The sequence below is a fragment of the Bradyrhizobium sp. 18BD genome, assembly GCF_054185225.1.
The window spans coordinates 152,697-164,598 of record NZ_JAVAYL010000005.1; the positions used below are offsets into that span (position 1 = coordinate 152,697).

12 protein-coding genes are annotated in these 11,902 nt (G+C 64.6%); 5 read left to right on the top strand and 7 right to left on the bottom strand.

Features of this window, described 5'->3' with window-relative positions; all coding sequences use genetic code 11:
* Positions 1–8: 8 nt before the first annotated feature.
* The 3 genes from RAD16_RS11235 to RAD16_RS11245 are packed head-to-tail and all read left to right on the top strand — an operon-like array spanning position 9 to position 3,303.
* Positions 9–479: a (2Fe-2S)-binding protein gene (locus tag RAD16_RS11235; RefSeq protein ID WP_458157934.1), complete on the top strand. Its 471-nt coding sequence runs from the start codon at positions 9–11 to the stop codon at positions 477–479.
* Positions 476–2,608, top strand: a complete 2,133-nt coding sequence (locus RAD16_RS11240) for a molybdopterin cofactor-binding domain-containing protein (protein WP_458157935.1) — start codon at positions 476–478, stop codon at positions 2,606–2,608. Before RAD16_RS11235 ends, RAD16_RS11240 begins: the two co-directional genes overlap by 4 nt.
* Positions 2,605–3,303, top strand: coding sequence for a molybdate ABC transporter substrate-binding protein (locus RAD16_RS11245; RefSeq protein ID WP_458157936.1), 699 nt, complete (start codon positions 2,605–2,607; stop codon positions 3,301–3,303). The genes RAD16_RS11240 and RAD16_RS11245 overlap by 4 nt, the downstream gene beginning before the upstream one ends.
* Positions 3,304–3,318: 15 nt before the next feature.
* On the opposite strand, the gene RAD16_RS11250 is transcribed toward RAD16_RS11245, so the two are convergent.
* The 4 genes from RAD16_RS11250 to RAD16_RS11265 form a co-directional block, all read right to left on the bottom strand.
* On the bottom strand, positions 3,319–4,125 hold the full coding sequence (locus RAD16_RS11250) for an SDR family NAD(P)-dependent oxidoreductase (protein WP_458157937.1): 807 nt from the start codon (positions 4,123–4,125) through the stop codon (positions 3,319–3,321).
* 24 nt (positions 4,126–4,149) lie between these two features.
* Positions 4,150–5,442: a TRAP transporter large permease gene (locus RAD16_RS11255; RefSeq protein WP_458157938.1), complete on the bottom strand. Its 1,293-nt coding sequence runs from the start codon at positions 5,440–5,442 to the stop codon at positions 4,150–4,152.
* Positions 5,433–5,981: a TRAP transporter small permease gene (locus RAD16_RS11260; protein ID WP_458157939.1), complete on the bottom strand. Its 549-nt coding sequence runs from the start codon at positions 5,979–5,981 to the stop codon at positions 5,433–5,435. Before RAD16_RS11260 ends, RAD16_RS11255 begins: the two co-directional genes overlap by 10 nt.
* Positions 5,982–6,043: 62 nt before the next feature.
* Positions 6,044–7,015 carry a TRAP transporter substrate-binding protein gene (locus RAD16_RS11265; RefSeq protein ID WP_458157940.1) on the bottom strand — a complete coding sequence of 324 codons (972 nt, stop codon included), beginning with the start codon at positions 7,013–7,015 and terminating at the stop codon, positions 6,044–6,046.
* A 592-nt stretch (positions 7,016–7,607) separates the two neighbouring features.
* On the opposite strand from RAD16_RS11265, the gene RAD16_RS11270 reads away from it, so the two are divergent.
* Entirely contained in the window at positions 7,608–8,384 is a 777-nt protein-coding gene (locus RAD16_RS11270; protein ID WP_458157941.1) for a cyclase family protein, read from the top strand.
* Positions 8,385–8,394: 10 nt separating this feature from the next.
* Here the strand turns inward: RAD16_RS11270 and RAD16_RS11275 are convergent, their stop codons facing one another.
* Complete coding sequence (locus tag RAD16_RS11275; RefSeq protein WP_458157942.1) at positions 8,395–9,123, bottom strand: Crp/Fnr family transcriptional regulator; 729 nt, start codon at positions 9,121–9,123, stop codon at positions 8,395–8,397.
* 484 nt (positions 9,124–9,607) lie between these two features.
* The gene (locus RAD16_RS11280) at positions 9,608–10,321 is read right to left on the bottom strand and encodes a helix-turn-helix domain-containing protein (RefSeq protein WP_458157943.1); all 714 of its coding nucleotides are present in this window, start codon (positions 10,319–10,321) and stop codon (positions 9,608–9,610) included.
* A gap of 152 nt (positions 10,322–10,473) precedes the next feature.
* On the opposite strand from RAD16_RS11280, the gene RAD16_RS11285 reads away from it, so the two are divergent.
* Positions 10,474–10,791: a c-type cytochrome gene (locus RAD16_RS11285; RefSeq protein ID WP_458157944.1), complete on the top strand. Its 318-nt coding sequence runs from the start codon at positions 10,474–10,476 to the stop codon at positions 10,789–10,791.
* 6 nt (positions 10,792–10,797) lie between these two features.
* Here RAD16_RS11285 and RAD16_RS11290 read toward each other — a convergent pair whose 3' ends face one another.
* Positions 10,798–11,901 (bottom strand): ABC-type transport auxiliary lipoprotein family protein, encoded by a 1,104-nt coding sequence (locus tag RAD16_RS11290; RefSeq protein ID WP_458157945.1) that lies wholly within the window; start codon positions 11,899–11,901, stop codon positions 10,798–10,800.
* Position 11,902 lies beyond the last annotated feature (1 nt).

Here is an 11,902-nt window from a genome sequence, read left to right on the forward strand (position 1 = left end):
CATCGGTCATGCCCACGATTCAATTCCAGCTCAATGGCGTCGCGACCGCCGTGGATGCCGATCCCGATCAAATGCTGCTCGACGTGCTGCGCGGCCGGCTCGGCGTTACGGGTCCGCATTTCGGCTGCGGCGCCGGTGAATGCGGGGCATGTCGCGTCATGGTCGACGGTCACGCGATGGCGTCCTGCGACATGTCGATGTGGTCGGTCGCGGACAAGGATGTCGTCACGGTGGAAGGCCTCGGCACGCCGGAGCAGCCGCATCCGCTGCAACGGGCCTTCATTGCCGAGCAGGCGATGCAATGCGGCTATTGCGTCCCGGGAATCCTGATCAGCGCCGCGGCATTGCTGAAGCGCAATCCGTCGCCGACGGAGGCCGACGTGAGAGCAGCGCTCGACCGCAATCTGTGCCGCTGCGGATCGCATAACCGCATGGTCCGCGCCGTGCTGCGCGCGGCTTCGGAGATGGCAACGTCATGAGCGCGCCGTCCCCTGCCCCGAAACTGCCGGTCAGCCTCGCTGCCAATCCAAGACTGTCGTCCTGGGTGGGCTTCACCGGTGAGGGCCGCGCGGCGATCTCGCCAGGCAAAGTCGAGATCGGCCAGGGCATCGTCACGGCGCTCGCGCAGATCGCCGCCGACGAGCTCGACGTGGATATTAGCCGGATCGAGATGATCCGAGCCTCGACGGCAACGAGCCCCAACGAAGGCGTTACCTCCGGCAGCCTGTCGATCCAGCAATCCGGCCGCGCACTGCGCCACGCCTGTGCTGAGGTGCGCCAGCGCTTCCTCGCTGCTGCATCGGAACGTCTCGGCGTGGATGTCGCGCTGCTCACGATCGAAGACGGCACCATCTCCGGTCCCGGCAATGTCAGGACCAGCTATTGGGAGCTGGCCGGTGATGTCTCGCTCGATCGCGAGGCCATCGCGGGCGTTGTCGCGAAGCGCGCCGTCGAGCGTACCGTCGCCGGACATTCGATCCAGCGTGTCGATATTCCCGACAAGGTGTTCGCGCGGCCACGCTTCATCCATGACCGCACCCTGCCGAACCTGTTGCACGGCCGTGTGCTCCGGCCGGACGTCTCGGGCGCCAGGCTGACCGCGCTCGACGAAACGGCTGCGCGAGGAGTTTCCGGTCTCGTCGCGATCGTCCGCGACAGCGGCTTTGCCGGCGTGGTCGCCGACAGCGAGGCCGCGGCCGAAGCCGCACTGAAAGCCTTGCGCAAGGGCGCGACATGGTCGGCCGGCGAGCCACTGCCTGACGAGGACGATCTCGCCGGTTTCCTGAAGAGCCAGCCGGTCGAGACGACTGTCATCGACACCAGAACGGCGGCATCGACGAAGAAAGCTGCGCGGACACTCCGCCGGCAATATGTCCGCCCCTACATCGCCCATGCCTCGATCGCACCGTCCTGCGCGATGGCGCTATGGGACGGCGATCGTGTCCATGTCTGGACCCACAGCCAGGGCGTCTATCTGCTGCGCGCCGATCTCGCGATCGTACTCAAGCTGCCGCCCGAGAGCATTGTCGTCGAACACATGGAAGGCGCCGGCTGCTACGGACACAATGCAGCCGATGACGTCGCGCTCGATGCAGTGCTGCTGGCGAAAGCTGCCGGCGGACGCCCGGTCCGGGTGCAGTGGTCGCGCCATGACGAGATGTCCCACACCCCGTTCGGCGCGGCCATGGCCATCGAGATCGAAGCTGATCTCGATGCGGACAACGAGATCATCGGCTGGCGCCATGCGATCTGGAGCAATGGCCATGCTGCGCGGCCCGGGCGTGCGGCGCAGCCGGCGCTGCTCGCGGCGTCCGAGATCGCAAATCCCTACCCGCGCATGATCTCGTCGAATCCACCGGCCGCCAATGGCGGCGGCGGCGACCGCAACTCCGTTCCGCTCTATAATCTCCCGGCCTGGACGATCACGAGCCACCGGCTGCTGACCATGCCGGTGCGCACCTCGGCGCTGCGGACCCTGGGCGCGCAAGGCAACGTGTTCGCGATCGAATCCCTGCTCGACGAGATCGCGGCCTTGCGCAGCGAGGACCCGATCCAATTCCGCCTGCGGCATCTGCGCGACGAGCGCGCCAGGGATGTCATCCGCGCCGCCGCCCGGCGCGCGCAGTGGAAGCCACGGAAGCAAGCCGGCGCCGGCTACGGCGTCGCTTTCGCCCGCTACAAGAATATGGGCGCCTATTGCGCCGCGATTGCCGAGATCGAGGGCGCAGACGACATCCGCGTCAAACGGCTGACGCTGGCGGTCGATGTCGGCGAGGCCATCAACCCGGACGGCGTCATCAACCAGATCGAGGGCGGCGCGATCCAGGCGACGAGCTGGGTGCTGAAGGAGCGCGTCCGCTTCGGCCGGACCCGCATCACGTCGACGTCCTGGACAGACTATCCGATCCTGACCTTCAGCGAGGTGCCGGCGGTGGATGTCGAGATCATCCAGCGGCCGGAGATCGAGCCGGTCGGCGCGGGCGAAGCCGCCCACGGTCCAGTGACGGCAGCGATCGCGAATGCGGTATATGATTGCCTCGGCGTCCGCGTGCGCGATTTGCCGATCACGCGGGACAAGATCATCGCAGCCATGGAGCTCGCATCGTGACCACAGTGACCATTTTGAGCGGCGGCGCGGCGCAGGGATTGGTGCATGGTCTCACCGAGGCCTTCAAGGCGCAGACCGGCTTCGGCATCGACGGTGAGTTCGGAGCGGTCGGCATCATGGCCGACAAGCTGCGCGCGAGCACGCCGGCCGATCTGGTGATCCTGACGCAGGCGCTGCTGGCGAAGCTTGCCGAGGAGAGACTCGTCCTCCCCTCCTCGATCGCGGATGTCGGCCGGGTCGAGACCGCGCTCGCGGTCCGCAACCGCGATCCCAAGGTGACGGTGAAGACCGAGGCCGACCTGCGCGAGGTGCTGCGTTCCGCAGACGCCATCTACGTCCCGGACACAAAAGCCTCGACGGCGGGACAGCACGTCGCAAAGGTGCTGGACCAACTCGGCATCGCCTATGAGGTCGCCTCGCGCCTCAAGATCTATCCGAACGGTGCGACCGCCATGCGGGAGCTTGCGAACTCGACCGCGACGCGGCCGATCGGGTGCACCCAGGCGACCGAGATCATCGCGACTGACGGCATCGCGCTCTCAGGCTCGCTGCCACCGGGCTGCGAGCTGGTGACGATGTACACGGCGGGCGTCGCTGCGCGGGCCACGCATCCGACGGAGGCCGCCGCGCTGGTCGCGCTGCTGACCGGCGCAGATCACAGAGAGCTGCGCCAGCGCGTGGGCTTCGCCGGCTAAGCGCCGGCGATCATCCTATTTGTGCAGCTGGGTCAGACCGGTCGGCGGACCATCGACGGCGGTCCAGCCACCATCGACGAACATCGTGCTGCCGCTGACATAGCTCGCGGCGTCCGAGGCCAGATAGGCGACCGCGGTGGCGACCTCGTCGGCGCTGCTCCAGCGGTTGAACACGGTGTGGCCGGCGTAGAGATTGTAGATGTCCGGACGCTGCTTGAACGGGCCGGTCAGCGCGGTCTCGGCGATGCTCGGGGCGATCGCATTGACGCGCACGCCGGCGTGGCCGACCTCGGAGGCGAAGCCCTTCACCAGAAGGCCGATCGCCGCCTTGGTCGAACCGTAGACGCCGAGGCCCGGCTCGATGGTTACCGCGCGCACGGAGGAGCAGGCGATGATGCTGCCGCCCTTCTGCGCGACCATGATGCGGCCGACGGCCTGGAAGAACCAGACTGTGCCCTTGACGTTGAGGTTGAGGACGCGGTCGAGATCCTCCTCGGTGTAGTCGAGGATCGTCTTGCGGATGTTGAGGCCGGGCGTCGTCACGGCAATATCGAGCCGCGAGAACTTCTGCATCACGGTTTTCGCCAGCGCATTGACGTCGGCAGTGCTCGCAGCGTCGCAGCTAGCCGCTTCCGCCCAACCGCCCTTGTCGCGGATGCCGGTAGCCGTCGCTTCCGCCGCATCAAGCGCGCGATCGGCGCAGACGACGCGGGCCCCTAACCCGGCCAGCGCCTCGGCGGACGACTTGCCGATGCCCGAGGCGGCGCCGAGCACCACGGCCGTCTTGCCGGTGAGATCGAAGAGCTTGCGATAGTCGGTCACGGACGGATTCTCCCTGTATTGCTGCTATCCCTTGTAGTCCATCAGCAGGCGGGGCAGCCACAGCGAGAACGCGGGGACGTAGGTCACGAACATCAGAGCTGCGATCAGCGCGGCATAGAACGGCAGGATGGTGCGCATCACCGCCCCCACCGAGATGCCGCCAATGGCACAGCCCACGAACTGCGTCGTTCCGACCGGCGGGGTGTTCAGACCGAGCGCGCAGTTGATCAGCATCAGCATGCCGAACTGCACGGGGTCCATGCCCGCCTTCATCGCGATCGGCAGGAAGATCGGCGTGCAGATCAGGATGGTCGCGGCCATGTCCATGAACGTGCCGAGCACGAACAGGATGATGTTGATGAGCAGGAAGATCATCCAGGGCTGCGTGGACACCTTGCTCATCAAATCGCCGGCGAAGTCGGCGACTTCATACAGTCCCATCAAATACTGGAACATCGTAGAGACGCCGATCAGCAGCAGCACCACGCCCGTCGTCTTCACCGCTTTCGCCGCGGCCCGCAGGAAGTTCGGCAGGGTCATAGTGCGGTAGATGAAGAACGTCAGCAGGATCGTGTAGGTGACCGCGACGGCTGCGGATTCGGTTGCCGTGAAGACGCCGGACAGGATGCCCGCCAGGATGATGCCGACGATCAGAAGGCCGGGAACAGCAGCGGCGAACGAGCGGAACACCTCCGCCCAGCCGGGGAACTTGCCGGCTGGATAACCACGCTTCACTGCGACCGCGTAAGCGGCGACCAGCATGCACACCATCAGGACCAGCGCCGGCAGGAGACCGGCGGCGATCAGCGCGCCGATCGAGACCTTGCCGCCGGCAGCGAGCGCATAGATGATCATGTTGTGGCTGGTCGGCATCAAGGCTCCGACCAGCGAGGCATGGGTGGTGACGTTGACGGCGTAGTCGGTGTCGAACCCTTCCTTTTTCATCATCGGGATCATCACTGCGCCCATCGCCGACACGTCGGCCACGGGCGAGCCGGAGACGCCGCCGAACAGCGTGCAGGCGACCACATTCGACATGCCGAGCCCGCCGCGGATGTGCCCGACGAGATTCTTGGCGAGCTGCACGATCTTGTCGGCAACACCGCCATGCAGCATCAGCTCACCGCTGAAGACGAAGAACGGAATGGCGAGGAACGAGAAGATGTTCATCCCCGACATCATCTGCTGGAAGATGACGGCGACCGGCAGGCCTTCGTAGAGGATGGTGCAGATGGCCGACAGGCCGATCGCGAAGGCGACGGGGACGCCGAGAACGAGGAAGCCGAAGAACGTGGCGCCGAGGATGATCAGTTCCATGAGGGGACGACCTCTTCGCCGCGCAGGAGAGCAATGATGTGCTCGATTGAAAAGGAGACGATCAGGACGCCGGAAGCGATCAGCGGCACATAGCGGATCACCTCGGGCAGGCCGAGATTGGGGATTTTTACGATTCCGACCGAGGCGCCGAGGATCCAGCCGTTGTAGGCCATCGCAACGCCGAACACGGCGACCAGAACGTGGATCACGATCTCGATTTTCTCACGCACGTGATCCGGCAGCATCACCAGCAGACTGTCCATGCCGATGTGTCCGGCATCGCGCACGCCGACGGCGGCGCCGATCAGCGTGACGTAGAGAATCAGGACCAGAGCAAGGTTTTCCGTCCAGGTCGGGCTGGAGTTGAGCACGTAACGTCCGAACACCTGGTAGAACACGATGGTGACGATGACGAGCAGACCGGTCACGGACAGATACATGCCCAGCCGAGCGATGGGAGCATTGATCCGCGACAGCAGGCCGGTGGACGGGCGTCCGGCGACCTCCTGCTCGTGGCTTGCAACATGTGGGTCTGTCATCGGCGTCTCCTTGCGAGGGTCCGGCGTCGCCTCACGGCGACACCGGACGCGGCGCGATGGTTTTACTTCGTGTCCTGGATGCGCTTGACGAGGCCCTTCAGCTTCTCGTCACCGGCGAACTTGTCGTAGACCGGCTTCATCGCATCGACGAACTCCTGCTTGTTGGCGATCGTGATGACCTGAACGCCGGCCGCCTCGACGGTCTTGCGGGAGGCCTGCTCACGCTCGTCCCAGAGCTTGCGCATGACGGGCACCGATTCCTTGGCCGCCTTGCGGACCATCGCCTGATCTTCCTTGCTCAGCGTGTCCCAGACCTTTTTGGACATCACGAGAACTTCGGGCGCCAGGGAGTGTTCAGTGACATTATAGAACTTGGCCGCCTCGAAATGGCGCGAGGATTCATAAGAAGGCCAGTTGTTCTCGGCAGCGTCCACTAGGCCGGTCTTGAGCGCGGTGTAGACCTCGCCATACGGCATCGGCGTCGGATTGGCGCCGAGGCTCTGGATCATGCCGACCCAGAGGTCGGACTGCTGGACGCGGATCTTGAGGCCCTTGAGGTCGGCGAGCGACTTCACCGGTGCCTTGACGGTGTAGATGGACCGGGCGCCGCTGTCGTAATAGGCAAGGCCGACCAGGCCCGCGGGCTCCATGGCCGCCAGGATCTCGTCGCCGATCGGGCCGTCAAGGACGGTGCGCATGTGCTGCGTGTCGCGGAAGACGAAGGGCAGACACAGCGCGATGGTCTCGGGCACGAAGTTGTTGAGGGGCGATGCGTTGATCCGCATCATGTCGAGCGCGCCGATCTTGAGCTGCTCGATGGTGTCCTTCTCAGAGCCCAGGGCGCCGTTCGGAAACACCTTCACGCCGAGCTTGCCACCGCTCGCGGTGGCGAGCTGCTTGCCCATGAACTTGACGGCTTCGACTGTCGGATAATCGGCGGGGTGGATGTCGGCGGAGCGGAGATCGCGTGCAGTCGCGAAAGGCGCTGAGACCGCCAGTGCAGCGGCTGCGATGATACCGATCAGTGTCTTCATCTGGGCTTTCCTCCTGAGTTGATTATGTCGTCATTGGGCAGATGCTGCCGGCCGCCTTGGGTCGCTCCACTTCAGGTGTGAAGTCAAGCGTCACAACCGCACCACCTTGGTAGGATTGCGCGGCCGAGTCGAGCGGATTTGGCTGGTTGATGACAGAGCGCGGGTCGATGCCGTGCCGGGGCGGCAAGTGCCGATCCCCTGCAATCCCGCCTCGCCGTCGGCCGGCGCCGGACGCGAGATAACGATGCTCGTCGTATCCATGGTCGTTCCTCATTCATTTGGGCTCGACCGCTATTGGCTGCGGCTTGGAGGTTCGGGCGAGACAGTCGCCTTACCCCCGGTGCGATGCGCGCTTTTTCAGCGCGATTTCGCCAGTGTCGTCCGTAGGGCGGGCGGCATTTTGAGTCCAAGCCAAATCCGGCATCGATCAATGCTGGAGTTGCATCGATCGATCAGGCGGCGCTGCGGGACGGCACGCGGCGGACAGCACCGATTTTCCGAAGGCATCCGCACCGGCGCGTGACTTGACCTCGCAGGTCGGGGCCCCTCAAGATGCGCCGAAACAGAACGGACCATCGCGAGGACATGCCCCATGCCGCGGAAGCTGATCGATATTTCCGTGCCGCTCCGAAACGACGTGACGGCCGATCCGCCGGGCAATCACCCGACGATCCAGTATATCGATCACCAGCAGGGCCTGCCGCGGATGCTGCAGTTTTTCGACGGCCTCAAGGCGCAGGATTTGCCTGACGGACAAGGCTGGGCCGTCGAGCAGGTCTCACTGTCGACCCACAACGGCACGCATCTGGACGCGCCTTGGCACTTCCACCCGACCATGAACCGCGGCGAGCGGTCATGGACCATCGATGAGGTGCCGCTGGAATGGTGCTTTCAACCCGGTGTGAAGCTCGACTTCCGGCACCTGCCTGATGGCTACGTGGTGACGGCCGCCGATGTCGAAAAGGAACTCAAACGCATCGGGCATACACTGTCTGCGCTCGAGATCGTCGTCGTCAACACCAGCGCCGGCGCAAAATTCGGCCAGGCCGATTACGTCAACTCCGGCTGCGGCATGGGCTATGAAGCCACCATGTACCTGCTCGAACGCGGCGTGCGGCTGACCGGCACCGACGGCTGGAGCTGGGACGCGCCGTTCGTCTACACAGCACAGAAATACGCAGAAACGAAAGACGCCGGCCTGATCTGGGAAGGCCACAAGGCGGGACGGCACATCGGCTATTGCCATCTCGAGAAGCTGCACAATCTCGACAAGCTGCCCTCGACCGGGTTCACGGTCTCATGCTTCCCGGTGAAGATCGAGCGCGCCTCCGCGGGCTGGACCCGCGCGGTCGCCATCATCGACAATTAGATCGAGGTCGTCACTCGCCGTCGAGACCACTCTCGGCGAGCTCGCGCAGCGCGTCGATATCGAGCACGACGATGGCGCCATGCTCGAGCCGAACCCAGTTGCGCCCGGCCCAGGCGCGCAATTGCTTGTTGATGCTCTCGCGCGTCATCCCCACCATCTCGCTGATCTCCTGCTGCGTGATGGCGAGCATGCCGCTACCGGAGTCGAGCTTGCGCTCTTCGGTCAGCCCGAGCAGCGCGCTTGCGAGCCGGCCCGGCAGATTCTGCAGGATCACCTGCTCGACCTGCTGGCTGGTCCAGCGCAGGCGCGCGCAGAGCAGCTCGATGAATTTCATCGCCAGGGCCGGCTGACTCTTCACGAACGGAAGGAAGTCCCGGCGGTCGATGATGTAGAGCTCGCAATTGGTGTTGGCGGTCGCATCCGCCGAACGCGGCGCACCGTCGAGAACCGCGATCTCGCCAAAGATTTCTCCGGGACCGATCAGATTGAGAATGGCATTCCGGCCATCCGGCGACGAAGAGGAAATCTTGACTGTCCCCGCGATGACCGCGAACAGATTGTTGCCGGGATCACCCTTGGCGGCGATCGTCGCACCACGCTTCACCGTGGTGTGCTTGGCATAGCGGCAAAGCTGGTCGAGCGCCTCCGGCTCCAGATCCGCGAAGATCGGGTGCTTGCGCAGGACCGATAATTTATTGCCCGCCGATTGTCGGGGGTCGCCGGTCTTGTCCTGAGGCACGCCGCGGGGCTCCTAAGACTGCGAGGCACTGGAGTTCCTGCGTAGTCAACGTTATCAGGCTTTTCAACCGGAAAGCATGTGCACGATTTGAGCCAAATACGGCGAAAATGCCGCGGCGGGACGCGAAGGCAGCATCCGAAGGATGAACCATGGCGCCCCGGTCGATGCAGAGTTGCACGTATGCACGTCGCATTGCGTTGAGGCGCTGCCGAACAGGCACGAAAGCCTCCACCTCAGACGCTGGAAAACGCGATTGTGATCTCAGGAGCTTCGGCGCCTGGCGTCCGAATCGAGGGGCCTGCTGGTCTGCCGGTCCGCCCACGCCAGCGCCCCGGCGAATGCGACAAAGATCGCCACGACGATAACAGCCACCAGCAGTGCGTCAGTCGGCATGATGCCCTCCCCGATTTGTTTGGGGGATTATTGGCGGCGCACGGCCAACGTCATTGATCGGGATCAAAAATGGGAGGGGCAGGACCAGGCTTCAGGCCGCGGCCAAAGCCTCGACCTTCGCCGGATCGAGCAGGCTGACGCCGCCATGAATGATCTCGATCACCGCGTGGCGCTCCAGCTTGGTGAAGGTGCGGCTGACGGTTTCGATGGTGAGGCCAAGATAGTCGGCGATGTCCTGGCGGCTCATCGGCAGCGGAACCGTATCCGATGAGCCCTTGAGCGAGACCAGCCGCTCGCGCCAGCCCAGCAGGAAGGTCGCGACCTTCTCGTCCGCCGAGCGGCGGCCGAGCAGGACCATGTGGTCACGCGCCTGGCTCAACTCGCGAATCGCCAGCTCGTTGATTCGCCTGAGCAGATGCGGCCGGTCCTCGATGAAACGGCCGAAGGGCGCCTTTGCGAACTGGCACACGGTGACGCTGCCGATCGCATCGGCTGAGAAATTGTGGCGGCCGGAAATATTCATCCCCAGGAAATCACCCGGCAATGCGAAGCCGACGATCTGCCGCCGTCCATCGGGCAGCAGCTTGTAGAGCCGCATGACGCCTTCGAGGAGGTTGTAGAACGAGGTCGTGATGTCCTCCTCGGAGAACACGGTCTCGCCCCCGTCGAAATGGACTCGGCGGCCCAGATGCTCGAATTCCCTGAGTTCGGCCGAGTCCAGCGACGCACACACCGCGAAGTCGCGGACCGCACAATCGCTACAGAAATGCCCGCTCGGCTCGATCGTCACCACGGAAGCCTTCATCCACCGCTCCAAGCGCCGGCTGCCCCGCATCGGGCTTGGTCCACCGCGCTGGCTGCATTTTACTGCACTGCGCCAAACCCAATTGACCCAGATCAATTTTGGCGGACATCCCCGCCTTATTCTCATTCCAGAGTTCGAGGGGATCGCCTTCCATGCTGCAAACCGCGCTGCGCCACGGCCTGATTGGGCTGCTCCTGATCACGCCTGCGCTGGCGGCCCCGACCGCCGAACAGCGCGGCAAGGCCTTTGCGCGGGCCAATTGCGCCCGGTGCCATGCAATCGATCGGGTCTCGAAGAGCCCGCTCGGGATCGCGCCACCGCTGCGCACGCTGCACCAGCGTTATCCGATCGAGGCCCTGCAGGAGGCGCTGGCCGAAGGTATCTCGACCGGCCATCCCGACATGCCCGCCTTCGAGCTCACCCCGAGCCAGATCCACGACCTGCTGTCCTACCTGAAGACGCTGGAATAGCGGGCCTCAGACCGCCTGCACCGTCCAGCCGATCAGCTCCTTGGCGATGCGAGCGAAGGCCGCGTCGAACGCCGCGACCGCGGCGGCCGGTTCGACCTTGTCGAGCTTCTCGCTGGTCTCGACGAGGCGGGACGCAACCACCTTGCCGTTCTTGTCGACGATCCGCGCCGACAGACCGATCTCGACCCGCGTCTCGCCCTCGGTGGCGATCCGGAAGCGCCTGATGTCGATCAGGAGCTGGTAGTCCGCCTGGCCGAGATCGCTCGTGCGCAAGGGTGCATGGGCGATGTCGTAATTCTCAAAACTGTCGATCAGGCGTGCCTGCACTAGCTTGGGAATGCTGTCGGCCCAGAGGAATTCGGCGAAACCCGGATCATCGCCAACGGGCGAAAACAGCATGCGCTGGGTCTGGAGCATCGCAACCGCAGTCGGCTCGGGAATCGCCAATGACGCCGAGAGCGTCCTGCCGGCCGGCCCGAGGTTCTGAGGCGTGCGCAGGTCATAGGTGATTTTCTGCGCGGGCGTACCGCCCCCGGTCATCTTCTCGAGGCCCGCCAAAATGCCATCGATCTTGCCGGTGTTGCGCGCCAGCCCGTCGGAGAACGTCTTCAGATTCGCCATGGTGTCCTTCAGCGGACCGGAATTGTCCTCCAGCACGCTGTCGACCCGCCGCAGCGCATCGCGCGCCGCCTGCGTCATGCTCTGGCCTGCACCGGCCTCGGCGATCAAGGTCAGCGGCTCTCCGGATTTGGCGACGATCATGCCGCCCTCCAGCGTCACCACGGGCACGCCAGTCAGCCCCTGGAAATCGAGCCCGACCTTGGTGTCGGTGCGCACCGGCGTCGTGGCGGCAACCGAGATCGTCGCATTGACGAAGCGCGGATTGTCCGGCGCAAGACCAAGCTGCGTGACCTCACCGACCCGGATGCCGTTGAACAGCACGCCGGCGCCAACCAGCAAGCCCGGCACGGGTCCCTGGAATTGCACACGGTAATTCGTGCGCGGCCCGATGCCGCCGGTGTTGTTCAGCCAATAGACAAAGCCGAACACCGCGACAATCGCGGCCAGCACAAAGCTGCCGATCAGCACGTAGGGAGCGCGGGTTTCCATG

Coding starts and splice junctions, on each gene's coding strand:
- RAD16_RS11235 (WP_458157934.1), top strand. CDS start 9: ATGCCCACGATTCAATTCCAGCTCAATGGCGTCGCGACCGCCGTGGAT.
- RAD16_RS11240 (WP_458157935.1), top strand. CDS start 476: ATGAGCGCGCCGTCCCCTGCCCCGAAACTGCCGGTCAGCCTCGCTGCC.
- RAD16_RS11255 (WP_458157938.1), bottom strand. CDS start 5,442: ATGGAACTGATCATCCTCGGCGCCACGTTCTTCGGCTTCCTCGTTCTC.
- RAD16_RS11260 (WP_458157939.1), bottom strand. CDS start 5,981: ATGACAGACCCACATGTTGCAAGCCACGAGCAGGAGGTCGCCGGACGC.
- RAD16_RS11265 (WP_458157940.1), bottom strand. CDS start 7,015: ATGAAGACACTGATCGGTATCATCGCAGCCGCTGCACTGGCGGTCTCA.
- RAD16_RS11270 (WP_458157941.1), top strand. CDS start 7,608: ATGCCGCGGAAGCTGATCGATATTTCCGTGCCGCTCCGAAACGACGTG.
- RAD16_RS11280 (WP_458157943.1), bottom strand. CDS start 10,321: ATGAAGGCTTCCGTGGTGACGATCGAGCCGAGCGGGCATTTCTGTAGC.
- RAD16_RS11285 (WP_458157944.1), top strand. CDS start 10,474: ATGCTGCAAACCGCGCTGCGCCACGGCCTGATTGGGCTGCTCCTGATC.
- RAD16_RS11290 (WP_458157945.1), bottom strand. CDS start 11,901: ATGGAAACCCGCGCTCCCTACGTGCTGATCGGCAGCTTTGTGCTGGCC.